General features: G+C 58.1%; 22 protein-coding genes and 1 pseudogene. 14 read left to right on the plus strand and 9 right to left on the minus strand.

Going from position 1 to position 25317, the window contains the following annotated elements:
* Positions 1–43 precede the first annotated feature (43 nt).
* Positions 44–568: a Uma2 family endonuclease gene (locus tag BLW71_RS41520; RefSeq protein WP_177204961.1), complete on the plus strand. Its 525-nt coding sequence runs from the start codon at positions 44–46 to the stop codon at positions 566–568.
* Positions 569–589: 21 nt separating this feature from the next.
* Positions 590–793 carry a hypothetical protein gene (locus tag BLW71_RS03040; RefSeq protein WP_091793053.1) on the plus strand — a complete coding sequence of 68 codons (204 nt, stop codon included), beginning with the start codon at positions 590–592 and terminating at the stop codon, positions 791–793.
* 428 nt (positions 794–1221) lie between these two features.
* Here BLW71_RS03040 and BLW71_RS03045 read toward each other — a convergent pair whose 3' ends face one another.
* Positions 1222–2169, minus strand: a complete 948-nt coding sequence (locus BLW71_RS03045) for a hypothetical protein (protein WP_091793055.1) — start codon at positions 2167–2169, stop codon at positions 1222–1224.
* A gap of 899 nt (positions 2170–3068) precedes the next feature.
* On the opposite strand from BLW71_RS03045, the gene BLW71_RS03050 reads away from it, so the two are divergent.
* Both BLW71_RS03050 and BLW71_RS03055 read left to right on the plus strand, forming a co-directional pair.
* Entirely contained in the window at positions 3069–3449 is a 381-nt protein-coding gene (locus tag BLW71_RS03050) for a response regulator transcription factor (protein WP_091793057.1), read from the plus strand.
* Between the two features lie 310 nt (positions 3450–3759).
* The gene (locus tag BLW71_RS03055; protein ID WP_091793059.1) at positions 3760–4074 is read left to right on the plus strand and encodes a DUF4148 domain-containing protein; all 315 of its coding nucleotides are present in this window, start codon (positions 3760–3762) and stop codon (positions 4072–4074) included.
* Between the two features lie 619 nt (positions 4075–4693).
* On the opposite strand, the gene BLW71_RS40695 is transcribed toward BLW71_RS03055, so the two are convergent.
* From BLW71_RS40695 to BLW71_RS41525, 4 genes are all read right to left on the minus strand, one after another.
* The gene (locus BLW71_RS40695) at positions 4694–4891 is read right to left on the minus strand and encodes a hypothetical protein (protein ID WP_143048281.1); all 198 of its coding nucleotides are present in this window, start codon (positions 4889–4891) and stop codon (positions 4694–4696) included.
* Positions 4892–7414: 2523 nt separating this feature from the next.
* On the minus strand, positions 7415–7987 hold the full coding sequence (phaP, locus tag BLW71_RS03065; RefSeq protein ID WP_091793063.1) for a TIGR01841 family phasin: 573 nt from the start codon (positions 7985–7987) through the stop codon (positions 7415–7417).
* 190 nt (positions 7988–8177) lie between these two features.
* Complete coding sequence (locus BLW71_RS42110; protein ID WP_286161918.1) at positions 8178–8309, minus strand: hypothetical protein; 132 nt, start codon at positions 8307–8309, stop codon at positions 8178–8180.
* An 851-nt stretch (positions 8310–9160) separates the two neighbouring features.
* On the minus strand, positions 9161–9589 hold the full coding sequence (locus BLW71_RS41525; RefSeq protein ID WP_177204962.1) for a hypothetical protein: 429 nt from the start codon (positions 9587–9589) through the stop codon (positions 9161–9163).
* Positions 9590–9648: 59 nt separating this feature from the next.
* On the opposite strand from BLW71_RS41525, the gene BLW71_RS40700 reads away from it, so the two are divergent.
* The 4 genes from BLW71_RS40700 (at position 9649) to BLW71_RS03095 (ending at position 12485) form a co-directional block, all read left to right on the plus strand.
* Positions 9649–10176 (plus strand): hypothetical protein, encoded by a 528-nt coding sequence (locus tag BLW71_RS40700; RefSeq protein WP_143048282.1) that lies wholly within the window; start codon positions 9649–9651, stop codon positions 10174–10176.
* Between the two features lie 418 nt (positions 10177–10594).
* On the plus strand, positions 10595–11335 hold the full coding sequence (locus BLW71_RS03085; protein WP_091793070.1) for a 3-ketoacyl-ACP reductase: 741 nt from the start codon (positions 10595–10597) through the stop codon (positions 11333–11335).
* A 79-nt stretch (positions 11336–11414) separates the two neighbouring features.
* Positions 11415–11744: a hypothetical protein gene (locus BLW71_RS03090; RefSeq protein ID WP_143048283.1), complete on the plus strand. Its 330-nt coding sequence runs from the start codon at positions 11415–11417 to the stop codon at positions 11742–11744.
* 549 nt (positions 11745–12293) lie between these two features.
* A complete protein-coding gene (locus tag BLW71_RS03095) occupies positions 12294–12485 on the plus strand; it encodes an RNA chaperone Hfq (protein WP_286162035.1) in 192 nt (63 codons plus the stop codon).
* A 1205-nt stretch (positions 12486–13690) separates the two neighbouring features.
* Here BLW71_RS03095 and BLW71_RS03110 read toward each other — a convergent pair.
* A complete protein-coding gene (locus BLW71_RS03110) occupies positions 13691–13963 on the minus strand; it encodes a DUF1488 family protein (protein WP_091793080.1) in 273 nt (90 codons plus the stop codon).
* A gap of 851 nt (positions 13964–14814) precedes the next feature.
* Here BLW71_RS03110 and BLW71_RS03115 point away from each other — a divergent pair.
* Together BLW71_RS03115 and BLW71_RS03125 are read left to right on the plus strand one after the other, a co-directional pair.
* Complete coding sequence (locus tag BLW71_RS03115) at positions 14815–15072, plus strand: hypothetical protein (protein ID WP_353615881.1); 258 nt, start codon at positions 14815–14817, stop codon at positions 15070–15072.
* 1245 nt (positions 15073–16317) lie between these two features.
* Entirely contained in the window at positions 16318–17841 is a 1524-nt protein-coding gene (locus tag BLW71_RS03125) for an ATP-binding protein (RefSeq protein ID WP_091793084.1), read from the plus strand.
* A gap of 145 nt (positions 17842–17986) precedes the next feature.
* On the opposite strand, the gene BLW71_RS03130 is transcribed toward BLW71_RS03125, so the two are convergent.
* Complete coding sequence (locus tag BLW71_RS03130; protein ID WP_143048284.1) at positions 17987–18448, minus strand: hypothetical protein; 462 nt, start codon at positions 18446–18448, stop codon at positions 17987–17989.
* Between the two features lie 424 nt (positions 18449–18872).
* On the opposite strand from BLW71_RS03130, the gene BLW71_RS03135 reads away from it, so the two are divergent.
* The 3 genes from BLW71_RS03135 (at position 18873) to BLW71_RS03145 (ending at position 21440) form a co-directional block, all read left to right on the plus strand.
* Positions 18873–19244: a PAS domain-containing protein gene (locus BLW71_RS03135; RefSeq protein WP_091793088.1), complete on the plus strand. Its 372-nt coding sequence runs from the start codon at positions 18873–18875 to the stop codon at positions 19242–19244.
* A gap of 59 nt (positions 19245–19303) precedes the next feature.
* The gene (locus BLW71_RS03140; RefSeq protein WP_143048285.1) at positions 19304–20581 is read left to right on the plus strand and encodes a sensor domain-containing diguanylate cyclase; all 1278 of its coding nucleotides are present in this window, start codon (positions 19304–19306) and stop codon (positions 20579–20581) included.
* Between the two features lie 67 nt (positions 20582–20648).
* Positions 20649–21440, plus strand: a complete 792-nt coding sequence (locus BLW71_RS03145; protein WP_091793092.1) for an EAL domain-containing protein — start codon at positions 20649–20651, stop codon at positions 21438–21440.
* A gap of 129 nt (positions 21441–21569) precedes the next feature.
* Here BLW71_RS03145 and BLW71_RS03150 read toward each other — a convergent pair whose 3' ends face one another.
* On the minus strand, positions 21570–22265 hold the full coding sequence (locus BLW71_RS03150) for an HD-GYP domain-containing protein (RefSeq protein ID WP_091793094.1): 696 nt from the start codon (positions 22263–22265) through the stop codon (positions 21570–21572).
* A 371-nt stretch (positions 22266–22636) separates the two neighbouring features.
* On the opposite strand from BLW71_RS03150, the pseudogene BLW71_RS03155 reads away from it, so the two are divergent.
* Positions 22637–23167: pseudogene (locus tag BLW71_RS03155) on the plus strand (sensor histidine kinase); the annotation flags it as partial.
* 107 nt (positions 23168–23274) lie between these two features.
* On the opposite strand, the gene BLW71_RS03160 reads toward BLW71_RS03155, so the two are convergent.
* Complete coding sequence (locus BLW71_RS03160; protein WP_091793098.1) at positions 23275–24585, minus strand: tryptophan leader peptide; 1311 nt, start codon at positions 24583–24585, stop codon at positions 23275–23277.
* Positions 24586–25317 lie beyond the last annotated feature (732 nt).

Raw genomic sequence — 25317 nt, forward strand, 5'->3', positions numbered from 1 at the left:
CACTTTTCGGATATGGAAGGCGACCTTTTGTACGAGAACAGACATGGACAACTTTTCACTTGAAAGGGAAAAGCTGCTTCAGACGTGGCAGTGGCTGGAAACGGATGCGGCGCTCAATGGTATCGACCGGTACGAACTGAGCGAACGCGGAGAGGTCTTGCTCGGGCCGTGTTGTAGCGCTACCCACCGGTCCCTGTGCGCGAACCTCGCGTTACAGATTTCGAGCCAGCTGGGTGGCACGACCGGGCGCAATGTCGCCGTGGTTACGCCGACCTACGGCATCCGGGTGCCAGAAATCATCTGGATGCCTGCCAGCCGGTGGGCCCACGTGGATTCGACGAGCCCGCTGCCGTGGGTGCCCGACGTCTGCGTTGAAGTAATGTCTGCGGCCACGTTGCCTCAGGAAAAAGAGCGAAAAATACGCGCCTATCTCCAGGGCGGCGCGAGAGAGGTTATCGTCGTTGGATGGCGCGGCCAAGTTGATTTTCGCGGTCAGGAGGGGCGCCGTAACGAGTCCTCGTTGGGCCTTCGCCTCGTCCTCGACGCTTCGCTTTTCGTTTGCGGCTGAGTCGCTTGAGGGTTGGGTCGCATGACTCTCAACATGATGCTCTGGATGTTTGGCTTTGAGCCGTCGGCTCAGTTCAATCGCTGCCTGGTGCTGGGCGTCGGACTGGTCGCATGCATTGTGCTCGCCTTGCTGCTGAATCGCTACATCTGGGCACCTGAACGCATGCGCTCCGCTCACCGGAGCAATCTGTCTGCGGGCGCTGCCAGAAAGAAAGAGAACAGATGAAATCGAAATAACGCAGCAAGCAGAGCCGAGCGTGAATGTCGCAAGCGTGACTGGCGTGACGAATGTGAAGTCGGTGCCCGGTACTGGCCTGGCCACCGCCCGGAGCGGCTCTACCTGTTGGACTATTTCGTTCTCTTCGTAAGTGGCTTGAGTTTGTAACGGTCGAGGTCGGCGACGGTCGGCTCGCCGTCCAGAAGGTGCCAGCGAGCGCGTAGCTCGTCTGCCTGCAATGCATAAGTATGCGGCAGGATGGTCTTGCACCCGCTGGATAGCCTGCAGCCGGTATAAACGGGACGAGGTCGCACCTGGATACCTGGATACGCTCTCCTCACAACTGGCGTGGCGCGCGACCAGGCGCGAAGAGAAGGGGGACGGGGTTCGCGCATATGTGTTGCCCTGAACAGGGAGCAGCCTTCCGTCCGCCCTGATTACACGGGCTTCGTGTCCCACTTCAGCGTCGTGCAGGTCTCCAGCGACCGCGTTCCTCCGGGCCCTTTAGCCCACGCGGCGTAGGCCAGCCTGGTCAGTTCGCCCCGAGCGTCGGCGGTCTCCGCGCGTGCGTTGTGAATGTCCCATCCGCTTGATGTCCACCGGAATAAATCATCGACGCTTGCAAGCGCACGGCTCCAGGGCATGTCCAGCCAGCGCCCCTGGTAGTACACGGAGCCGAGGAAAAGATGCGACGCGCATCGGACGGGCCTTGCAAACAGGAGCACGAGGCCGGCAGGCCGCCTGTGTTGCTGCATGAACGACGTCGCCATCGCCTTCTGCCGTCGGACATGCTCGTCTTCGTCGCTCCCGGGGTCGTACTCGTGGGCGGAGATGAGAACGGGGACGGGGCCTCGCGGCTCGCTTGAAACAAGGACCGCTGGAACGGCCGTCGCATCACCGGGGTTGTAGGCAAGGCCGAGGATAGGCCACTGGAGCGTCTGCAGGATTTCCAGCGCATAGCGCGGCTCGACCGGTGCGGATTCCCAGAACGCAGCGTCTGCACCGGCTGAGTCTGGCGCCTCAAGCTCGGGTTGCGGCCAGAAAGCGGTTGCCGAAGACGGTCTCCACTGCTCGATGAAGTGCCGGGCTTGCGCGTCCGCGAGATGGGGGCGTATTTCCTGTAGCCGGGATGTCTGATACGCATGACGCGCCTGGAGGTCGTCAAGCGAGGTAAGACGCTCATCCGGTGGGGAGGAACTGCCTTGATGGCGGGTCAACCGTAGTTCGTTCCATGTCGGGTAGCCGAGCACAAAGGCCGTAATCTCTTTCGCGAGCGCCTCTCCCGGCGCCTCTCCGGGGAACGTAACCACGCCGCTATTGAGCATCTTCACCAACCGTGCGGCAGAGCGGCGTGCAAGCGCAAGGTTTTGATAGCGGAGCTGCATCACCCCTCCTACACGGAGAAATTCTTTTTGACGTCGCCTTCTGGGTTAAGCGGCAAACGACGGTGGCCGGTTAAATTTACGAAAACACAATGAAAGTATGGACGCCACGAGCGGAGGGAAAAGTTCGAGAAACGATAAGTCGCAAGGAAACGCACTGTCAACAAACGGTGTCGCTTTGCGGCGACAGGTTTTTTCCTGACGTTGCGTGTCTCGTATTCGATTTGGTCTCGTGACCCACACGTATCTAACGACCTGGCAACGGCCCCCGTGTTTCTCTGTCCGCGACCGGTCGTTTGTTTTTCGCGGCCGGCGGGGCTTATCGGGACGCCTCTCTGGTGCCAACGCGCCATTATCGGTGCTTTGTGTGTCGCCGCTCCGAATCGCAACCACGGCGTAGCGCGTCGAGAGGGACCGGACGGCGCGTTGCTTCAGTCAACAATCCTGAGGCGGCGCTGAGCCGAGATGGGATGCGCGTCGAGGGCGCTGGCTGTCCGAAACAAGTGCCGCCGCGGCCGCTCCTGTGTGACTGGCCGCTTGTATGACCGCCAGTCAAATCTGTTGCGATTGTCTGGCTGGATACGCCGGCCTATCGGCAGCTCTGGCCACGACGCGTGGTTTGCTGGCCCTCACCGATAACTCCGGCTAGAGTCATTGGCAAGGGTGAGATTAAGCGGCGCACATTCTTCAGACTGCACGAGGGTATGAATCCCCATGCTTGCATCCCGACCGAGCTGTGAGCCGCTTTAGGGAAAGCTGGAGCGGAGAGGGCGTCGTCTTCACGCGAACGCACTTCTGGGTAATCATCGGCTCGCCTATGTCAGTCGGCCCCGTTCGAACGCGGCGTGGTGAACGGCGGCGGCCGACGCTGGAGCGTCCTGGTTCGAGGAAGTTACCTTCTGATGAAAGTCCTGCTAGTCGACGATTATCGCGCTACGACCGACGTACTGGCGGACATCGCCTGTGCGATGGGGCACGCCGCGTCCAAAGCTTATTGCGGTTCTGACGCGTTGGCGGCGGCCAGCGAAGAAGGGGGCTTCGACCTGATTGTGCTGGAGATTGCGTTGCCGGACTTAACCGGATACGAAGTGTGCCTTCGATTGCGCGCGTCGGAGAAATATGCGTCCCGACGCATTATTTCGCTGAGCGCGGATGCTGACCTCCGCGACCATTTGGACATGTCATGTTTTGATGGTTCACTTTTGAAGCCGCTCGCACTTTGCGAGTTCGAGGCATTGCTTTCAGACAGAAGTAGCAAGCTGGAGTCACGCTGGCGCGGCTAACCGGGCCTGTCGGCAAAGAGTGTTAATGGAAACAGGATGCACGCGCCCGCGCACATCCGACCGCGCTCGTCTCGAACTAACGGCGGGAATCTGCTGGATGAATCCCTTCAGTATATTGGCTGAACGTAATCCTGTACCTCAAGAAGTTTTGCTAACAATTTTCGGACATACCGCGCGAATAATTTCAAAACACTGTGTAATCTGCGGGCGCATTTATTCGGCCAGCGTCTATCATTAATCCGTCGGTGCAGTCGTTGTGAGAAAGGTGATGTTTGTAACAAGCTAACGAGCAGGTCTCGGAGAAGTCATCATGAAACTGTTAATCGGTGCTGTAGTAGCTATGTCAATATTTGCAAGTCCGCTTGTATCATTCGCGCAATCCGATTCACCGGTAACCAGAGCCCAGGTGCGCACTGAACTCAGGCAACTGGAATCGGCGGGCTATACTCCATCCAGCGGCGACGAGCCTAATTATCCTGCGAATATCCAGGCAGCAGAGGCTCGAGTATCCGATACAACCGGATACGGTGGAACCGTCAGCGGGTCATCGGCGTCCGGAGGCGGAGTGGCGGTTAGACCTGCATCCACGGCCGATATGAACAAGCTTTACTTCGGCGGTCAATAACCCAGCATTTGCGCCACCGGTCAGGCGGCGAGACGGTATGCATCGACCTCACGGTCGAGTCACTATCTTGCCGCTACTGCTCAACAGCGCCCGCAACTCAATGTTGAACCGCTTTGCAAGGACTGAGGTGCCATCGAGTTTTGCGCGTTTCTTCCGGGCTGGAGATTCCAAGTAGGCGGACAGACCATCAACAGCCTGCTGAAGTCATGAGCGACGCTCGCCACCAGATTGGCGAGCACCCCCACACGCCGGAGTTCGCGCATGGAGAGCAATGGAGGCCCGTTCCCGTTCTCCGTGCAACTTTCGTCCAGCCGCAATCACGTTCGCGAATAGTTGTGCGATGATGAAATTCGCCAATGCGGGCTTTTCATTTTTTGATGTACACGATGTAAAGCACGATTTCACTGTCTCCGACATTCTTAAAAATGTATGGTGGGCTGGCATCAAAGGGAGGACCCTCACCCGGGCACAATTCAACTGCTTAACCGTCCACTGAAGCGGGTCAACTCCACAATGGCTTTCACTTCGTCAGTCTTGTACTGAGCGTCCTCTCTTCGACCGTCTGCGTAAATACGCTGAAATTTGCCCCCCCCTTGATGGCGCATACGGCTCGAAACGGTCAGGGGATGTTCGGGCTTTCCGCTCCCGGCTTGAAGATGTTCTCTGCTACTTTCACTCGTTCGCTATCGACAAACACTTTCTGCTCCATTTCCGGCGCGGTCCTGGTCCCAGCTTCTTGCGCCGGAACTGTACCGCTTCCGAGCACGAGAGCAGAAGCTGATGATAGTCCGACGACAATTCTCGATGGTGCCTTCATTTGCTTCTCCTTTGTTTCTTCGAGCGGTTCGACTAGGCAAACGGCGCATTGCTGCGCCGGAAATAACTACCCACGGTGCGGCAGGCCAATCGGCTCAACTGCACGACGAAGGAATTGAGGAGATGCGAAGCCGTGAACTGTTTGAGGGTTTCAATCGAAGAGTGGAGCGTTCGCACGGAAAATCAAACGAATGCGCACTCCCCAGTGTTCAACCTCCCTCGGCTCTTTCAACTGCCATGTGATTTGGCAAGAACGACTGAATATCTGTCGTGCGCGGGAGTCGGTTCTCGCGTCATCCGCCGGCTCTGCAAATAGAAACTTCGCGGTCTACGAACCCACCGCTGAAATTGAGGCCGAAAGGCACCTGGTGCACTTGTGTTCGGCCCAGAAGATGGCACGCGCGTCAAAGCTGACATGTTTCGAAGCATGAGAACACTTCTTTAAAAAGATTCCTTTTCCAACAGATGTGCGAAGCATTAAAGGTGAAAGGGGTTCCTAGGCCAGGCCGACGTGGGTTCCGGCAACATTCATTGGAGTTGCATTCGTAAAAGCCCCGCTTATAACCATTCTTAAGCAGGTTGGTCGCGACTCTGAAGACGTCGGCGCGAACTGAAACACTGAAAATCACCAGGCAAGCGAGGATAGCTTGCGGCAGACAGGCCGGACGTTTCGAGGACCGTCACGACTTCTTCACCGTGAATTCGTCTGTACGCATGCATCGTCGCGTTTGGGTCCACGATGCAGGCGGGCAACCTAGTATCGTAGAAGCGCGTGGTTTCAGCGGTGAAGCGGACCCTCTGTATTCTCAAGCGAACGCCAAACTCGTAAGACCGCTCATTCGCCACGTCGCGCAAACGCGTAGGGCATGTCGAATAATCATCTGAGCGCAAGGAGTGACACGGCCAGAACGTCCCAGGACGACACGAGAATGGCATGATGCGAGACCATTGCAGGTCGCACGCACGCGTCGTCGCCGGTCTAACCGACCGTCTCATCTTGGCCTTGCGATTTACGCAGGGTGGGTATCTCGGTATTGTTGCGCCAGGAGCAGGCAAAGTGCTCCAAGCTCGTCGAGGTGCGCGGCCTGGTCAGCGCTGTCTATTTCGTGCGACCGGAGAACGTCATCCAGCATCGGCGCCAGCAGTCTCAGTCGCGCGAAGGAAGGGTCATCCAGTCGCATTCGTGGTCTCCTCCATAGGCCCAGTGGCCCGCCAGGTGAGTTCAGGGAACAGCAGGCCGTCTCAACGTCATTACCGGACCGCGTCGCCAGCGCACAGTCTGCTCGTATATGCCCTTCGGTTGCGTGCTCGCCCGATTCACCCGTAGCGGATTCGGAGGTGCTGGATGCTCAGCCAGGGCTAAGCCACACCCAGCTTCGCCAGCGTCAGTTCGAACCGGTGAACTTGTCGGCACCGCCGTTAGGCTCGATGTCCGTAATGTCAGCGATTTCACTTCAACGTTTGTGCGCCAGCTCCGGATGACGAGGTCGCCTGATACTTCCTCGGGCTGCCAGAAAAACGACACATTTCAAATGTCGGGTGAGCGGGGTTTGTTGGGCGCGCTGACTGACCCATGAGAGGCGCGGTTTTACCCTGATGAGGAATAAGACGGTGCGCACGGTATTGCTACCGGTGTATCGCGGCGCCATGCGCATGGCCGATTGAAATTGTCCTGTGAGGGCGATGAATTCGTCTGACGGGCTCCGCGAGCAGGCGGCGATGCTATGTAAAGGGGAGGGTCACTCGCGCTGCGCCCTTCATCGGTTCCACGTCATGGCGTACGCTTTGCCGTTTAAAGATGGCCTTTCCGTTGTTGCGGCTGCTGCATCGAGTATCCTGAGCACATCTGCGTTGTCATGCGTGAATGGTGTTCCACACTCGTGGATGACCGTCGTTTTGCGCGCATTCGCATAAAAATTGAAGAGCGTGATTCGATACTGAATGAGATTCCGTGTGCCTGCTCAACCATAAGTTACCTCCGCGTCATGAATCGCTATTTTCCCGAATCAGGCGGTAGCACATGCCACGTACCGTCATCGTGGCGGAAGAAAAAGAGCGCAACCTGACCTTCCGGACGCAGCATCTCGACGCGTACATAGCGCCTTCGGTGAGAGCCTGTCTGAGTGAATCTGGTTACCCGCATCGTCGTTCGCGAAGTCGGCGCCAGCCATTTTTCGACCAGCAAGCGCAAGGACCTCCCGGCTGGGTTCATTCGCGTCTCCTTACCCTGTCGTCGTTGGCCTGGCGGTGCACGACTGCACGCGGTACGACGCGGCACCAGCAACCAGGAGTCGGTGCACTTCGCATCATTGATACTTCGTGCGCACCAACAGGGCAGCGCTGGCTACCCGCACTTTGCGTGTGAATCTGAGCCGTACAACTCCGACATGGGTGGAGCGCATCCGATATCCCATGCCGGTGTCCGGGATGCAGAGGCGCCGCCTAGCTGCAGAAGGTCATGCGCAAAAACAGCGAACAGGACCTCTCATTCCCGTTATTGCGGTGACGGACAACGTCAAAAACACTACTGTTTTTCAGCAGGTTCGACGGGTACAACAGCCTGGCGGGACCGTCTGGCAGAAGACGCACCATCGAGGTCGCTTCCGGCATTCTCCACTGCCTGCTTAGCGGCTTTCGCGGCAGTTTCGTACGCCGAGTTGGCCGTCTGGCTTGCTGTCGTGATGAATGTCTTCCATGCCGTCACGGCGGTTTCACTTGCCGCTGGCGCGTTTTTCGCAAGGCCGTCGATGAAAGTCTGCGCATCGCTCTGGAACTGCTTGCACTGTGCTTCGGCGAGCGCCGCAAATTCTGCCTGGGTGCTGGAGAGGATTTCGTAAACGTGTCGCCAGTATGACTGCGCCTTCTCAAGGGCGGGTTGCGCCTGGCTCGTCTGCTGCGAAAACAGTTCGCGCGGCTCTCTGGCCGAAAGTGCCTTGACGATGATTTCCTGATTTTCAGCGAGGGTCGATTTGACCGCTTGCACATTCAGCCCGGCCAGTTTTTCGACGCCTTCAAACGCTTTGTTCAGGAAAACAAACGTTGTTTCGACGCCGGCTTTCTGCGCGGCGACCAGTTGTTCAGGGTTGAGACTGTTCATCTTTAACTCCTAAGAGGGGCTGACCAAAAGTCCGGTGAACCGCCGGACCGAATCACAGGCAATGAGCCGCAGAGTGAAATATTTTGTGCGCTGCAGCAATCCGCATTCTTGGGGGACAGCGTCTGAATGTCAATCATTTGTTCTGTGGCAGCGCGGCGGATGCACATGACCTCGTGTTGTGCCCTCAACATCAGCCGCCATGCCGATGGATGTCGGCTTGAGCCTCCTGCCAGGCAGGTCCAAAGTTAAAGGCGGCCTCGAATTCCGCGCGGGCGGCCTTGAGTTGAAGCATCGCGGCTTCAAACCTGACGAGTTGCGACATGGGCGGTTGCGCGTCGCCATCGGGTCGAAAATGACATTGGAGAGCGATGCACGCCGCTTGCACCTCACGAGCCGCACTCGCGACCCGCTCCAGGGCACACGCCTCGTTAAACCGCGTTTTCCTCGTAGACATAGAGCTCCTTGCCTCAGAATTGGACCCTCCGGGATATGCGCCCGCCCGTGGCCTATGTTTGCAACGGACGGGCGCAAGCGCTCGTTGATAAGCGCAGCGCGCATCATCCCGAATGGCGCATTCGCACGAACAGCAGCCGAGCATGCCCGGTGCTTCCGTTCGTAACCGGCGGGCCCATGGATAGCTTAGCCTCAGCCTCCATTGACCTTTGCAACCGGCCGGTCGGGCAGTCGCCTTCTCTCGGGCCGCGATAGCGCTGACATTATGTTAAGCATTCCAAACGGCTCTCTTTGTTCGCTTTAGCTGAACGGCAGCAGCAGCTACGGGTAGCTTTGAAAGCGTTGTTGCAATGCAGCAATACCGATTCTAGAGTCGGGCGCGCGGATGTCAAATCGTTTGTTCAATCGTGTCAGCGCGCGAGGCGTGGGCATTTCGGCAAAACCGCGTCGGTATTGGGGCGTAAACGTTATCTAGGTGAAAACCCGGTAGGCGTATCTGGAGCCCACGCGGCGTGCCGATGGCGCATCCCGTGCGGCAGAAGTTATCGAGGAGCCCACGCCCAAAGCACTTTCTTCGGCGTATTTGGGGGTAGCACGGTCGTTCATGCTCCCGACATCGAGCGTTCTGTCGTCTGTGCGCTTCTGCACATTTTTCGACTTCAAAAAAACGAAGTGCGGGCCGTGCTTATGCAGCGCATAGATTTTTCTCAGAACCATTTTTTATTTGACGCCGATGAGCATGTGTAGAGATAGTTGTGCGTACAACCAGTATGCGAGTTCGTGGTCAAGGTGACGAGGGTGGCAACGAGGAGTCACAACGCTGTCATGACGAACACGTAACTTCATTTGACGCCGCAGAAGGGGCGGCACTAAATTGCCTAAAAAATAAATGCTGAGAGACGTAACAAGATGAAGCTTCATGAGACGAATATCGGTCACCTTGAGCGTAGCATCGAGGACGACCGCCTGAGGCGTGCCTTGGCCGCGCGCCTTGACAGGGCCTTCAAACGCGCCGACATCAGTTCGGCGCGCGCAGCGAGATGGCTGGGCGTGACTGAATACGACGTGCAATACTGGCGACACGGCATCACCGTCCCGCCGTTGAACGCCTGCACGCGTCTCGCCGCCGTCCTCAATCTCGACGTTCACTGGCTTTGCACGGGGCAGGCTCAGGTCGCCTAGTCTGCATTTCGTGGCGATGGCGGAGCATGGAGTCGGTGCGCCGTACGTCGGGATTCCCCGTCTTCCGTTACGTCTCCCGACGTATCGCTGGCGGCGAGGCGCCAGCAGGCTTCTATAAAACGAAAACGGCAGGCACTTGCCGAAAAACCCGGGGTATCGATGTGAAGGCAGTTAAACGTGAACGGTCGCCTGATGACGTCCGGCGCTTGAATGGTTGCGAGATGGAGTTGGCGCGAGGCGCTTCGCACATCGCGAGCATGTTGTACGAACATAGCATTCACGCGGCGGTCAGGGAAACACTTGTTCAGTTCGAGGCATCTCACGGGCGCGATGACCTGAAGGGATTTGCGGATGCGCTGCTCAGTAAGCTTGAGCAACGCGGCAAGCAGGAGGCAGTCAAGGTGCTTCACGGCTTTCTGAAGCATGGGCGCTTGCCAGAGCAGACAGCCGGGGCGCAGCCCGGACCTGTTTCTACGCGGAAGTCCATCGCCCAGAAGCGGCGAGTGACGCAGTTACCGAAGGGCAAGGCGCGTGTAGGGGCCGAAGCCACTTGAATGCCACCGGACAGCGCAGCGCAGAGGCGCCTCGTATGAAGCAGTCTTCACATCCGGCGAACGATGTTGCAGCCTTCGTATTGGTGCTGGAGAGTCGGCGCTGAAACGAAAACGTGGGGCGTCTTGGAAAGGTGTGCTTACTGAACTTTACGAATGGAGTCGCACGCGGGAGAGCTTACGGGCTGTGGGGATGCTGTCGCTCTGACGGGAGGGTCGTTGGTCACGCGAAAAATGCGCGTGGTAGACAGAATCAATGGAGCGGGTAGCCCTGCACCCCTTCAATCGACCGTTATGACTTGCCCATCTGCCTGGTTATCGAGGCCACAGTCGTTCGAAATCGGGGCCACCGGCAATGCGGGTTCGCTTAACAAATAAAAGTAGGTTGGTCATTAACCGTAACAAAAACCGGGGGTAGAACATGTCACAGCGAATTGCATACGTAACCGGCGGTATGGGTGGAATTGGTACCGCGATATGTCAGCGACTGCACAAGGATGGACTGAAGGTTGTGGCAGGATGTGGACCCAACTCGCCGCGCCGGGAGCGTTGGCTGGCCGAGCAGGCTGAGCTTGGATTCTCCTTCGTCGCCTCGGAGGGCAATGTCGCTAACTGGGTATCGACGGAAGCTGCCTTCGCAAAGGTGAAGAAGGAAGTGGGTGAGATTGACGTGCTGGTGAACAATGCTGGCATTACGCGGGACGGCGTGTTCCGGAAAATGTCTCGCGAAAACTGGAACGATGTCATTGACACGAACCTGACGAGCCTGTTCAACGTGACCAAGCAGGTTATCGAGGGGATGGTTGGCAAGGAGTGGGGCCGCGTCATCAATATCTCATCCGTGAACGGACAGAAAGGGCAGTTTGGCCAGACTAACTATTCGACTGCCAAAGCCGGCATTCACGGCTTCACGATGTCGCTGGCGCAAGAGGTGGCGACGAAGGGGGTCACGGTGAATACCGTCTCACCCGGCTATATCGGAACGGATATGGTTCGTGCGGTGCGCCCCGAAGTGATGGATGCAATCGTGCAGAGCATCCCGGTACGCCGTCTTGGGGAGGCTTCGGAAATCGCCTCGATTGTCTCGTGGCTTGCCAGCGATGAAGCAGCCTTCGCTACCGGGGCAGACTTTTCGCTGAACGGTGGCCTGCACATGGGCTAACAGGCACCTGAGGTTGAGGGGAGTCCGGCTGTTTCAGGCTCTGGCGTTCAACATAGGGCGCCGGAGCCAGCAACGATGGGTGCAGAAGACGGCATTTCATGAGGGCGCGGCACTGCGCAATTTCGACATGCATCGGTCGTACCGATACAAAGACTTCACCATCGAGGTGGACGCCAGGTCCATCGGCGGAATGCCAGGCGGAAAGATTCTTTCCACGCCGGCAGGATATGTCGCAGTCGTCCACATTTCACGGGCCGAAAGTGCCGAAATAATTCAGCGGTTGAGCTTCGGTCAGGACGACGGCCGGCCATTTTCCAGCGAGACGCAAGCTTTGATGAGGGGCTACGGCGCCGCCGAGAGCATTATTGACGGCATGATAACGGGGAGCGCGGTACGGTCAATTCGATGAGGGCGTGTTCGCCGCGACCTGGTTACTGTAGTGCGGACAGCCCGTAGACTTTCGAGCCTATCGAGAGGGCGACTTGCGGATGCATCGGACAAAGGGTTGCAACAGTATTCAGCTTGTTTTTCTATCGGACGACCTGGCGGTGGTGCCGCTTATGCAAAAAGCGCAAAACCGTTTGAAAAAAGCGCGCGGGTACAATTCGCGACAGGGGCGTGCCAAGCCGAAGTCGTCACAGATAGCGAAAAATACGTGCTTGATGTCAGGCGCCGCCATCTATCAATGTTCGACATCCGCGAGCGCGCTACACCCGCATGACGGTACCATCTTGCGTGTTCAAGTTTCTTGAGCACCGACACAGGGCACGACAGCATAGGCGACTGATGCTGCCGCCAGCCTCGTGGTTGTAGAGATAACCCGACGCACTCGCGGGCGTGTAACGGGGCAACGCCGCCCGGTCAATGAAAGCGGAAAAATAGCATGTCGAATCAAGCATCGATGCAGGATACATTCCTGCGGATATTAATCGAGGACAAGACGCTCGTTAACGTCTTCATGATTAACGGAATCAGGCTCGTTGGTCACGTCTCGAGTTTCGATAGACAGGTAGTCGTGCTGAACTCCCTGAGCGGTTTTCAGATGGTCTTCAAGCATGCAATCTCCACTGTGATGCCTGGGACAGTGGGCCGGACATCACGGGCGTGTGCTTATGAGGCGGGCAAGCGGTCGACAACCTCAAGCTCGTAGGGCAAAGGTGCAACGTGCGAACGCAGCCAGCCATTGGTTGAACGTCCTGATGGGCGCCGTTTGCACTGACACCTGCTATTCGGGGGCAACGGCTCACAGGGTCACGGCATCCTCTTCCCTAAGGATGGAGCCTCTCGGGGTCAATGGTTCGCCGGTCGCATCCGTTTGCAACGTCAGCGCCTCAGCGGATAGCCGGTCGTTGCCTTGCACCAAGACTACTCTCCAACGCGTGTATCCGTGTGAAGCCTTCCCTGTGCATCTGCTTCGTAATCTGCCTGGCAGTCGTTCCATTGGGATATCGATATCCGCACGAACCTGTTCATCACACGGCCATCAAATACGGCAACTAACAGTGAACCACAGGGAGTCGGCAAGAAACGCCGCGAGCAGGGCTGCCCGCATGACCGAGCAGGGCGAGACGAGACCGGCCGGGCAGGCCGAGGTGGCGAGAGCTGCGTCGACGCGCTGCTTTGTGAAGCGTGCGTCGGCATCGGATACAGAAAGCGAACTGGGCTAGCGTCGACATGAGTAACGATACGGGCTTCCTTATCATTGGTCCTGATACGGCGAGAAGACAACCCGGAGGTGGCCGGGACGGAGGGGACTTCTTGCGGCCGAAGACGGGGCACGATACGCTGCAAACAGGGCAGAGCATGCACGAGATGGCGTGGCAGGATTCGATGGGCGGACGACTACCTAACGTGATACTCACCTTCACGCGGCTCTTCGCTGTCGAGCCAGTTCTCCTGGTAAGCGGGCAGGTCCGAGGCGACGCAGAACATATATTCGACGACTGACCCGGTGCTTGTTTTCACTGTTTGCTGTTAGATATGCGCATCAATGATGCGCCCCGAGGTCCGAGGTTAAGAGCGATGACAAGAAAGTCACCATCATACGAGGCGCTGGCGCTTGAGCGGGTCGTGAGTGCCGCGCGCGAGGTCTACGCAGCCTCAACGGCGCTGGAGACGTACTTCGGCGATGACGGAATCCGACAGCCGTCTACACTGGAGCTCGCGAGGTTTGCGGCCGCCATGCAGGAACTGAGAGACGCGCGTGAAGCGTTCGATGTTCTGGTTTCGGGAGATGCTGAAGCGCATCGTTGACTGACCAAGCGCGCTAGTAGGATAAGAAGGACGCGGGCGGACGGCGCTGCCGTGGTGCGGAGCCAGGACATTGGGGGGCGTTCCCTGCTGCGAGGAATATCGTTAGTGAGAGAAATCCTCAGTGCTCAGCTTTATGGGTTCGTCGGGGGATTTGAGCAGCTTCCGTTCGACCGCAGCTGCAATCCGCCCGTGTCCATCGAAATACGCTTTCAGAAGACGCGTTTCGTCGGCACCGGCGGGCGCCCAGAAATGCTGTTCTAGCGCGTCGCGGGTAATCGAGCATCGCACCGTCTGTCCACGGAAGAGTGACGCGAAAATAACCAGCTTTCCGTTTGACGAAATGCTGGCTTCTGCGGTGAAAGTACATGGCGTCATTGGTTTTATTGGCCTTCGCGGGGGTGGTTGCTCGGTGAATCACTGCGTGTGGGGTTGTGTGACGAATAATACAACCTTGCATAGTCGCATGTGTCGTTTCACTGGCCCGTGACGGAGCGCAGCACAGTTAGTGACTGGAGCGGGGCGAGCGGTTTCACGCAGTACACGTCGAAGCCGGCCTCGACGGAGAGGGCGATGTCCTCACGAGAGCAGGGCGCAGTAAAAGCCACGAGTAGCATGTGGCGCGTTAGCGCAGCGACTACGGCGACAGGCTGCCATTGTCGGGCGACCGCACAAGCTGCGCCGGCGCCGAATACGCTACGAACTTCGAACCTGCACTGCTCGAGCAAGAGCTGAAACGCATCGCGTGTTCTGGTAGTCGTCGACTACCAGAACACGCGATGCGAAACTGCGCCCCGTTCAGCGACAACATGCAACATCAGGAAGTCATCGGTGCTGCCGTGGACCATGATGAGCCTCCCGGTCAAATGGCTCCGGGCCGTGTGAGACTGCCATGCCGCTGGAGGTAGCCATTCGTTCCGCCACGGCTGCACAGCATCACCAGCTTCACTGGTACCTCCCGAAACAAAAAGTGAACAACTCAGAGAAACCACTTATCGGACCGGCAGCAAGTCGGGGACGGGAGAACTCCAATGACTATGGCAAAGTCAGGTGGTCTGCGCTCGCACGTGTGACGAGGCGACAGGCTTATGAATGTGACTACCAGCCCGGGGGAGCTACTGACGTAGTGCCATTCGGGAGAGTCGGTGCAAGCGACGTCAGCGGGGGCACGGTTTCTGGCGTTTACAAGTCCAAGGCAATGAGCCTTATAACCATGGGAGGATATTGTCATGAAGAAAATTCTCGCGGCGGCGGGTGCAGCGTTTTTCTCGGTCGGTGTTGTCTGCGCGCAAACATCAGCCCCGGTTACGGCGCCTGTGTCGACGTCCGCATCGTCGGTTGTCGCTGCTCCCGGCTGCGCAGCGAAAGCAATTGATAAAAATGGGAAGCCGCTAGTGGGGGCGGCCAAGACCTCGTTCATAAAAAAGTGTGAAAGCGACAGTAAGGGTAATGCTGCGGCCGCATGTGAAACTAAAGCGGTGGGATAAGACGGCAAGCCGCTTGCCGGTGCGGCGAAGGCCTCGTTCATGAAAAAGTGTGAGGCCGACGCCGGCAAATAACCTCGCACTCCAAGAAGGCCGGGTAGATGCCGTCCTTTCAGCTAACGGGCCGGTCCGCGCCGCGCTGAAGGTTGCGCCCGGTCCCACGAAAGAGAGGAGGCCACTATTTCGTCGTACCGGTCGATGAAGAGACGCTGCGCAGCGATTGGGGCATGGCCCTCTGATGCATCTCGATACAACGGCGCGCCGGCCGGCCTCGGTCTTTTTCGTGGGCAGCGCTATCTGCTCTTTAACATCATCGCTTTCTCGAGCGCATCTGCAGAGACGTACCAATGTGCTCGGAGAAAGGTGCCGGCAGGGGGGCGATGGAGAAGAAAAGGCCGCCATCATTCGACGGCGGGTGACAAGGTAGTGACTACAGAGGAGACCGCTGGTACGTTAAGCGCTCCGACGAAAAAAGAAGCGCTCAGGCTCAGTGTGCATCGCGTCCGGCGGCACGGACAGCGAAGTAAACCCGCTCTCGACGAGGCATCCGGTCAAGAGTTATAAGTCCGGATTGAGGTCGCCATGGGGTTTTTCCGTCCAACCCCGCATCGGGGCATCCGGCCCGGGGGGCGGCTCGCGGCTCCAACCTGTTAGCCGGAGTGCTACTTCTTCCGGACTCCGAGGGCGTCCACGTTGCAGCTAATGAACCATGCAAGCGCGGGAGCCATCTGGGCGAGCGAAACCGAAGCGACTCGGCGCGTTGCGTCGTCCAGAACGGGCGCGGTGCGCATGGCGTCCACGCGCAGATACTGTAGACGGATGCATATCCCGAGAAATTGCCCCTTGTGGGATAAGCGTTTCCAGCTTGGGGCACACCCATAACGTGAAAAAAGCACACGCATAAGCCGGAAAAGTCCCGACTTCGGAAGAGCCACGCTAGGCACAGCGTCGGCTCCTTCTCCACCGCATCCCTGCGGTGAACACTGCTGTACAAAAAATCATCGAAGAATCATCCGGTTAGCCCGTGTTTTGGCTTAACATACAAAAAAGTATGCTATATAATTCGGGACAGAGTAGGGCTTCCATGGCTCGGCATTTGGAGCCGAGGGACTCCGTATCGGTGAAGAGGCGTGAAGCTTGGTTACGGCCCGGTATCGCGCGTGAGCTTGGCCTCGCAAAAAATCATAGAAAAATCATCTAGTTAGTGCGCGTTTTCGATTAACAAACAAAAAAGTACGCTATAGAACTATGGGTGGATGGGACTTCTACGGCCGCACTGAGCCCCTGGCTGAGCTGCGGCGGATTGTTGAATCGGGGCGGTGGTTTTTCTGCCGAATCGAAGGCCGCCGCCGCATTGGCAAAACGACCCTTCTTGGCGAGTTGGCCAAGACAGAGGCTGACCTCAGCAACCGGCTGGTGTACATGCAGGTGCCCGACTCTGACGAGCGGGACGTGGCATACACCCTCAGGCAAAGCCTGAGCGGTTGCGAACACGAGGAAGCTCGAAACCTTGCCACGAGCGTCACGAATTTCCCCACGATGGCGTCTGCCATCGGCAAGCTATGCGCTGCGGGTTTCATCGTCGTCCTCGACGAGTTCCAATACTTCACCCGCAGCAAACTACACGCCTTCAACTCCTTCCTGCAGGCCGAGGTCGACAAGCTTCGTGCAGCGCAGTTGAAGCACGGGGGTCTGTTCGTGCTCGGCTCCTTGCAGTCGGAGATGAACGCCCTGCTAGACGATAAGAGCGCGCCGCTTTACGGACGTGTAACTGCGCAGATTCCCCTTGACCACTGGGACTTCGAAGACCTGCTATCGGTGTTTGCCAGCCAGGGTGTCCAGCGGCCTGAGCAGTGGCTGACGCTGTGGACATTCTTCGAGGGTGTGCCGAAGTTCTATCACGACGCGTATGAGCAGGAACTGTTTGGCGTTGCGGCGTCGGAGTTCTCCTCCGAGCTTCTGCGTCGAATGTTTATTCGTAGTTCGAGTCCGCTCTCAGAGGAAGCGGACACCTGGTTCCTGCGGGAATTGCGGGGAAAAGCGGTCTCGGTCCTGCATTTTCTTGCAGACCATGCAGGCTGTGGCCATGCGGAGATTGTCGCCGCGCTTACGGACGAGGACGAGAAGCATGCCCTCGGAACACACATCTCGCGCCTCGTGGACCGCTACAAGATGGTCGACAAGCTCCAGCCCGTATTCTCGGACAGCAAGAGTCGAAACGCACGCTATTACATTGCGGACAACTTCCTTCAGGCGTGGCTGGCAGTTGCAAAGCCCGCCCGCGAAGAGGCGCGGCTAAAGCCACTTGAGAAAGTGATTGCTCCGGCCATGCGCCGGCTCGAAACGCTTGAAGGCTTTTCTTTCGAGAAACTGGTGCGTTCCCTGCACCTTGAGAGTTCCCGGAAAGGCAAGGGCGACTTTGAGCTGTCGGACCTGAAACTCGGCTATTGGAATCGGCCGAGGGATGTCTCGAAAGCAATCGAAATTGACCTGGTCGCCTATGACGAACCAAACAAGAAGGTCCGGTTCGGGTGCTGCAAGAGGTCGCCCAGTGCACACAACCTCCCCGTCTTTGAGCGGCACGTCAACGCGTTCCTTCAGACCAACGGGCACAAGCATCTGGCCGGCTGGGAGCGAGAGATGGTGCTGTTCTCCCCTGTATTTTCAGAGCAAGACCGGGCACATTACCAAGGCAAAGGGTACATGACCCGCGATTTGGTCGACTACGCCAGCATGTTTGGCAACGCGCCTGGCGCGCAGCGCGAGCAATAGCGCATGGGAGCGGCTCGCCCGCTCCGCACCCTGGCTGCCCGTGTTCGAATAATTGCGTGTAGATAGCGTGCCGCCGGCCCCGCATTGGGGAAAACATGACTGAAGCCCCATAAGTTTCTCAACTTATGGGTCCGTTTTTCTCAGGTTATGCGTCTATCGACAGATACGCTGCGAAGTCGACGTTCGTCTGAGCCAGTGAGACGAGCGCAAAGGCCGCCGACTTCGCGCGATGAGCGTCGGCATTTTCGCTTGGCGACGTTTCGTCAATCGATTTGAGCAACTTAGCGAGGTCGCGCATCGAATTCCGCAGGCGCCAGGCTGGGTACGAAGGCCGCCGCGCGAGAAACAGAAAGCGTTTCCCGGTGTCACGTCCGAGCGCAATAGCTGCGCTTTCGCTCTGCAGATAGACCTCTTCCAGCGCCGGAATGAGTTCAATGTGGTCGTCGATAAACTGGGTGGTGCGAAGGCTTTGTGGCACTGTGTCCCGCTGGAAAGCAACGCACTTCTGAGGTCCATTGCTATCGTCCCGTCCGGGCGCGCCAGCTAATGCGGTATCGGCTAGCAACAGGAGTATTGTCAGCAGTACCCGTCCGATTACTGTCGCCATACGCCCTCTCCGGTTTTATCCCGTCAGCTTATTGATGTGGTTCTGTGCTGTTCGTTGCTGCGCACACACTTTGTATGCAGTTCAATGGGTCTAGAACGAAGCAGTAGTTGCCCGAAAGCAACGCTCCCTGAAACTCTGGTCGGATTGCATTCATGTCTTCGCCATGCTCTTGTTCGTTCATGCCGTTTCCATAGTGCGATTTTCATGAAGCGCTCCCGGCCGTCCGGCTCACCGTCGGCTTCATTCATCCGGATAGTTCCCGCGCTAAAGTTTTGTCGTGACCGGTCGATAATATGCGTATTGGGGGATTTCGTCGTGGCTCGAAAGTTGCCGCTATTTGCGGTAAGACCGGCTCATCCAGGATGGCTGGCTAAATGGTTGCTCCGGGTCAATCTGCTGTTGTGATACCAAGCGTGGGAAAAACGTGAATAATGAATTTGAAGCGGTGCGGATAACAGAACTGGCGGAATCGGATGCCGAACGTCTGGATGAAGTGCCTTTTGGCGTTATCGGATTTACGTCGGATGCAACTGTCACGGTATATAACGCCACCGAATCGAGGAACGCCGGATTGAGGCCGCAGCGGGTGTTGGGGAAACATTTCTTCGGAGAGGTTGCGCCATGCATGAACAACTTCATGGTTGCGCAGCGCTTTGATGACGAAGACGTGCTCGATGACATCATTCCCTACGTCCTGACCTTGCGCATGCGCCCGACGCCGGTGCGGCTCAGACTGCTGAAGGCGCCGAGGTGCGCGACCCGCTTTGTGCTGATTGAGCGGAAGGCGACGAATTGAGGGCGCCGGACACAGACACTAACGACCTCGAGTCTGAGTACGAGGCGTTACTCTCGTTCATGTATCTGTCCCCGGTCGGGATTGTCCGCAGCGACAAATCAGGCCTCGTTGACATGATGAACCCTCTTGCCGCGCAGCTTCTGATGCCTCTGGTAAAAGGCGATGGTGTCGAGAATATTTTCGACAGCCTTGCGTCGGTCGCCCCAGAGCTTCGCAACCTGGTGGCCAGTTTTGAGGCCGAGCGGGGGGCTGTGTGTGAAAACCATCGGGTGTTTGTGACGCCAGCCAGGGATGGTGCTGTAGTCCTGGCATGTTCCATCATCAAGGTGGGCGCGAATCTGCTGATGACGGTTCTGACGGACATTTCCCGGCAGGTCGCCGCTGAGCGTCGGGCGCGTCAGACCGAGGCGTGGCTCGCTGGAATTTACACGAGTGTCAACGATTTCGCGTTCTTCACGCTTGACGCTCAGGGCTGCATCGAAAGCTGGAATCCATCGGTTGAACAGTTGACAGGCTTTGCCGAGGCGGATGTCGTCGGCAGCGCGCTCTCGCGTTTTTACGCCCGCGACGAAATTGATTCGCACCGTTCACCCGAGCACATCGCGCTAACGCGCGACGAGGGTTGGCATGTCGAGGAGTGCTGGTGCGAAACCAGGACCGGCCGGCGCTACTGGGGGCAAATTCTCGTCGCTGTGCTGCGTGAGGAGGAAGGTGATATCTCAGGGTATTCGGTGGTCCTGAGGGACGTCACGGAGCGCAAGGTAACCAGCGATAACCTCGCGCGTCTGCTTACGACCGACCATCTGACCGGCGTATCAAGCCGCGCTCACTTCTTCGAAATTGCGGGGTCAGAAGTTGCTCGCGCCCAAAGGCACAATCGGCCACTGTCGGTTGTCATGCTGGACGCGGATTTCTTCAAGCGTATAAACGATACGGCCGGGCATCAGGCGGGGGACGAGGTTTTGAAACGGATTGCTTGCGAAGCGAAGGGGCTGGTACGGACGTCCGACACGGTCGCGAGGCTTGGCGGTGAGGAATTCATTCTGATGCTGCCGTCTACTACCACCAGCGAGGCAATAGCGGTCGCCGAGCGACTGCGCGTTGCCGTCGAGTGCGCACGTATTGACACAGCAGTCGGACAACTGAAGGCGACAGTTAGTCTTGGCGTCGCAAGTCTAAGTCGTGCAAACGCGACGCTCGAGGGCTTGTTGGCTGCCGTTGACCGCGCCCTCTATGACGCGAAGAGGGCTGGGCGAAACTGCGTCCGTGGCGGGTTTGCGGAGCCAACGGACGTAGCCTGTTCCACCTGCGAAGAAGGTAGTGCAGGTCAAAAGTGACCGCTGCCCGGCGACGGGGCCAACGGTCGCAATCCTAACCAGCAATCATTGGCGGCGTTAGACAGAGATGGATTCGTTGAAGATTCATAGCCGCGACGGGAGTAACGGACAATCGCAAAAATGTTCCGGGTGCAGGCACGCAACGCCATTGCCTGTCGAGATTGATTTCGCGTTTCAGCCCATCGTCGATGTGAGCGCCAAGGCCGTGTTTGCATGCGAGGCGCTCGTGCGTGGTGCGCACGGGGAATCCGCGCATTCGGTGCTGTCACAAATCGATGACGCGAAGAAGTATCAGTTCGACCAGCATTGCCGACAGGTTGCTGTTGCCAGGGCCGCCGCGCTAGGTCTTGACGCGTTTCTCTCCATCAATTTCATGCCCAACGTAGTCTATAGGCCGGAGGTGTGCATAAGGAGCACCCTGGACGCTGCGCAGAAGCATGGCTTCCCGATTGAAAAAATCATATTCGGGACGGTTGAGGGCGAACACTTGGCCGACCGCTCTCATCTCGTCGAGATTTTCAGGGCATACAAGAAATTTGGTTTCCTGACAGCAATTGATGATTTCGGAGCCGGTTACTCGGGACTCGCGCTCCTCGTGGATTTCCAGCCCGACATTATCAAGCTCGACATGGAACTCCTCCGCGGCATCGACAATGACTCGGTGCGTCAGCGCATCGTACGAGGCGTGATATCAATATGTGACGACCTCGGCATCCGCGTGGTCGCGGAGGGCGTTGAAACCAAAGGGGAGCGTGACTTCTTTGTTGCACATGGCGTCAGCCTGATGCAAGGCTACTTCTTCGCGAAACCCGGTTTCAAATCGATTCCGGAAATCGATACGGCCGCGTATTTTCCGTAACGGTAAATATGGTCACGTAGCCGCTGGCGTAAAAAGGCCCTGACGCGGCTTCCTGGTGCGGCGAGCACCCTTGCCGAGCGCGTCTCCTGCGGTTGAGCGGTGCCGTGCAGAAGGTTGGCGCGGAACTGTTCAAGCTTCGCTTAGGTGCGACATCAAGCTTAATGCGGAGCGGGTTACGCCGAAGAATTTTGTGACGACAGCAACATCATTTCTGAGGGCGAGCAATTCGTTGGCGGCAGCGCGCGCACGTCGGACCGATGCGAAACCCGCGAAGAACATTCTGACCACGAGCGGGTCAAAATGTGTGCCGCTATCGGCAGCAATGATTGCATTGGCGTCATCGTCGGTCATCTTCGTGCGGTATACCCTCGGCTCCGTCATCGCATCGAAGGCATCTGCGACAGCCACGATTCGGGCGGCCAGAGGTATGCTCGGGCCTGCCAGGCCGAGCGGATATCCGCCGCCATCGAATCGCTCATGGTGGTGGCGCGCCACCTGCGAGGCAAGCTGAATGAGCGGGTCCGAACTGCCTGCAAGAAGGTCCGCGCCGATGGCCGAATGGCGCTCCATGATGCTCCGCTCCTCGCCGTTTAACTTTCCGGGCTTCAGCAATACTTCGTCCGGGATGCCAAGCTTTCCGATGTCATGCACGGGCGTAACCAGGCGTATGCGTTTCCGTTCGAGGGCATCCAGGCCCACCAAATCCGCCAGGCAGTCTGCGATGAAGGCGGTTCGAATAAGATGGCCGGCAGCTTGGGGATAGCGCGCGCAGCCGGCGAGAGTCAAGCTTGCTAGAGTTACCACGACGGGGTATTTCACATTCACGACTGAACTTTAATTCGACAGGCGTTGGCGACAATCATCAAACCGGACTGGCAATTCAGCGAGACTTTGCCCTTCATGTTCTGAAGACCTGAGCGCAGGGCGCGGCTAAAGGGTGGTGTTCCTGCTGGGTGCGCTGAAGGGCGGCCTGTAGTCGCCGACGGAAGATTCTATTGGCCGGGTTTTACGCCTTTGTTGGTGCGGTTCCAGAAAAAGGCGAGCGTTAATTCTGGACAATCCTGAAAATTCTTTGGAATGTATTTTATCGCCGAATGCGCTTCGATGCAGCGGCCTCGAAGTGAAGGCGTTTTTGTTGGCGACGCTGGAGTCTTCTATCGACCCGCTGACTTACCCTACCGAAAGCTGCGAAGTTCGCGCTTGACGGCTCTGTTGTCAAGGTACTGGTCAGTAGCGGCGGTGGTTTGTTGACGGTCGCTGTCACCGACGAGGGGCCGGATGCCGATGCGCAAGAGGCGACGCTCATCTTTGAGATGCTCGCGCAGGGAAAGGGGAACGCTTCGTCGGGCGGTCTGGGAATCGGCCTATCGCTGGTGAGGCAAATCGCTAAGGTCATGGGAAAGATGTGCGCCGATGATGGCCGCGAGTTCTACCCGGCCTTCGTCTGTGGCGAGATAGGCGATATCGCCTGTCCAGACCTGGGTCGGTGCGGTTGCAGTGGCGGTGCGCTCGAGCACATCGCCCAGCTCGGCGTGTTGCGCTCGCCTGTGTCGCTTGCCCGTCTCTACTGTCGTCGGGGCTCGGCCGAATGGCTGACACAGTCGCGACGCGGCCGTGCCGGCCGTGTCGACGTCGCTCCGTGTCGCGGCGTGGGACTTCCTCTTCCCGCTCGAAGCTCATCCCTCCGCAGCAAGTTTCGACAGGAATTCAAGATTCTGAAGGACTAATCGTCCGCGGCCGACTCGAATCAACACATGCGCAGAGTCACGCCGCTACTGCGACGCGCAGGCTGTTCCGCGCATGCGGACCCGCGCCGGTTCCGCCCGGGCGCACCTCAGGCCCGCACCTGCCCCGGCGCATCACCAAGGATGCGTAGCTTCTCGTCGATGTCTGCGAGGGGCTGACCGGACGCTCGAACTTCTGCCACAAGCCTGTGGCCAGCCGACCGGCAGTTCGTGAGCGTTTCGTGCAGTTGCGGATTCGCCTGAAGGATGCTCACGGCTTTTTCAAGTTCGTCAGGTCGCTCGCTCAGCATGGAAGCGACAACTTCTTCGGGAGGTATCTGCGAGGCGTGGCTCAATAGCTGGGTCATCCAGTCGGACGCGTACATCGCTACATGTCGCTCACCACGAAGCGCTTCCGCCTGTTCCAGAGCAGCAAGGCTCGGCCGGTTCTTCTGAACGGCGGAGCGCCACACCGCCATGACGTCGCCACGAAGTTCGGCAATTGCGCTGGCGAGCGCCGCATTCTGGCCGCCCGCGAGAATGCGACGGTCCTCCAGCTTGTCCAGGCGCTCCCGAAGGTTGCTGAGAAACGGATGCCAGTTGGAGGGGCGTTCGCCTTGACTCAAGAACTCACGGGCAACCTGGGCCAGCTCCTCGTGGATGTCCGCCAGTGCCCGGTTATCAGCAATACGGGCTTCGTACACATCGCCGGAAGTGACCATCCGACGGTGCAGCGGAAACAGAGGATTGTTGTAGCGGCGTTGCAGATGCCGTTCGACCGCGCCGGGCTGAGCGCTCCATTTCCAGTTTCGCAGGGACAGCGCGTCGAAAGCAACCGCCTCAATCATGGGTCTGAAGACCGCAAGCGCCTGCTCTGTGGCGTAGCGGAGACAGTCCGCAAGTTTGAAGTCATTGCCCTCGAGGTCGGCACTGCCTTGCCCAGAATAGGGAGACCCCGGTGCCTGCCTTAGGAGGCCCGTCGCCAGAAAAAACTCCATCGGCAGGTCGACCGACTGGCCGTCCTGTTTGACGCTCCGCTGCCCGACCGGCGTAGCCTCGAACGAGTGTACGAGACGATTCTCCAGTTCAAGGAGGTCGTTGAGGACGTCCCCCGTTGACGCTTTCGCCTCGTCTGCAAGCAGGCAGAACGAGTCGCGCGCCATTTCCGCAGCGATAACGCCATGCTTTTCTGCGAAGAGCCAAAACCAGATTGCAAGCTGATAGCCTTTTGCGCCACTTTGTGCAGTGGTAGCAACGGCCGGGGCGAATACAATGCCGGGCGCCTGCCAGGTCGAAAACGGCGGGGCGTCGGCGCGCATGAGCATGCCTGACAGAAGACGCAGTGCTTCGTGCGTGTCGGTCGGCCAAGGTGACGCCGCGGCAGCGGGGCGCTTCTCTATCTTCCAGAACTTCCAGGCCACAGTATCCTCACCATTGTAAGGTCGCGACGGTATCGGAAATCCGCGCGGCGCCACGTGGCACCCATTCGCCGCGGCACGGAAAGCGCAGCGCAGGGAGCATATTTGCACACTCCAAAGAGGGCGTAAACCGTCTTTCGACGCAGCGTCACTGTGACGGCAGCGAAATGCTGAGCCTGCATCTTTAGGGTGACCGTGGCGCGCAAATCCGGTAAGCGAACAACCGCTATCGAATCTCGCCGGCATCCGCTCAAAATCACCGGATTGAACGAGCACTATCCACGTGCGTGCGAACCATGTCCGCCTGAGCCAGGTGTTGGGCAACCTACTTTCAAACGCGGCGAAATATACACTTGTCCGTGGCACATTGAACTGAACGTAAGCGCTGGGTCAAACGGCCCGAGCGACGATTCATCGGGGTTGATTGTTATTGGAGGCAAAGATAGTGGCATGAGCATCGACAGTGAGGTGTCGCCAGGCGTATTCGATTTATTCGAGCAGTCCGCCTGGCAACGCGCGTTCTGAGGGACTTTGGGGAACGGACTGGCGGTTGCAAAGCGGATGGTCAAGCGTCGCGCGCGGCAAGTTGCCCACCATTGTCTGCCTAGTCGGGGCCAGCAGACAGCAATTCATATAGCCGCTGTGAGACGATGATATGCGACGGGGCGTCCCGTCGTGAACACGAGCGGGTGACTCCTAGGTCGATGGTGTGGGCACGCCTCTGTAAATACAAAT

The organism is Burkholderia sp. WP9 (assembly GCF_900104795.1).
In the GTDB taxonomy this organism is placed as follows: Bacteria; Pseudomonadota; Gammaproteobacteria; order Burkholderiales; family Burkholderiaceae; genus Paraburkholderia.

Bases quoted from the DNA above. Each gene is read 5' to 3' on its own strand.
- BLW71_RS03040 (WP_091793053.1), top strand. From the start codon at position 590: ATGACTCTCAACATGATGCTCTGGATGTTTGGCTTTGAGCCGTCGGCT.
- BLW71_RS03085 (WP_091793070.1), top strand. From the start codon at position 10,595: ATGTCACAGCGAATTGCATACGTAACCGGCGGTATGGGTGGAATTGGT.
- BLW71_RS03045 (WP_091793055.1), bottom strand. From the start codon at position 2,169: ATGCAGCTCCGCTATCAAAACCTTGCGCTTGCACGCCGCTCTGCCGCA.
- BLW71_RS03115 (WP_353615881.1), top strand. From the start codon at position 14,815: ATGAAGAAAATTCTCGCGGCGGCGGGTGCAGCGTTTTTCTCGGTCGGT.
- BLW71_RS03130 (WP_143048284.1), bottom strand. From the start codon at position 18,448: ATGGCGACAGTAATCGGACGGGTACTGCTGACAATACTCCTGTTGCTA.
- BLW71_RS40695 (WP_143048281.1), bottom strand. From the start codon at position 4,891: ATGAAGGCACCATCGAGAATTGTCGTCGGACTATCATCAGCTTCTGCT.
- BLW71_RS03055 (WP_091793059.1), top strand. From the start codon at position 3,760: ATGAAACTGTTAATCGGTGCTGTAGTAGCTATGTCAATATTTGCAAGT.
- BLW71_RS03125 (WP_091793084.1), top strand. From the start codon at position 16,318: ATGGGTGGATGGGACTTCTACGGCCGCACTGAGCCCCTGGCTGAGCTG.
- BLW71_RS41520 (WP_177204961.1), top strand. From the start codon at position 44: ATGGACAACTTTTCACTTGAAAGGGAAAAGCTGCTTCAGACGTGGCAG.
- BLW71_RS40700 (WP_143048282.1), top strand. From the start codon at position 9,649: ATGGAGTCGGTGCGCCGTACGTCGGGATTCCCCGTCTTCCGTTACGTC.
- BLW71_RS03145 (WP_091793092.1), top strand. From the start codon at position 20,649: ATGGATTCGTTGAAGATTCATAGCCGCGACGGGAGTAACGGACAATCG.
- BLW71_RS03095 (WP_286162035.1), top strand. From the start codon at position 12,294: ATGATTAACGGAATCAGGCTCGTTGGTCACGTCTCGAGTTTCGATAGA.
- phaP (WP_091793063.1), bottom strand. From the start codon at position 7,987: ATGAACAGTCTCAACCCTGAACAACTGGTCGCCGCGCAGAAAGCCGGC.
- BLW71_RS42110 (WP_286161918.1), bottom strand. From the start codon at position 8,309: ATGTCGCAACTCGTCAGGTTTGAAGCCGCGATGCTTCAACTCAAGGCC.
- BLW71_RS03110 (WP_091793080.1), bottom strand. From the start codon at position 13,963: ATGACGCCATGTACTTTCACCGCAGAAGCCAGCATTTCGTCAAACGGA.
- BLW71_RS03050 (WP_091793057.1), top strand. From the start codon at position 3,069: ATGAAAGTCCTGCTAGTCGACGATTATCGCGCTACGACCGACGTACTG.
- BLW71_RS03140 (WP_143048285.1), top strand. From the start codon at position 19,304: ATGTATCTGTCCCCGGTCGGGATTGTCCGCAGCGACAAATCAGGCCTC.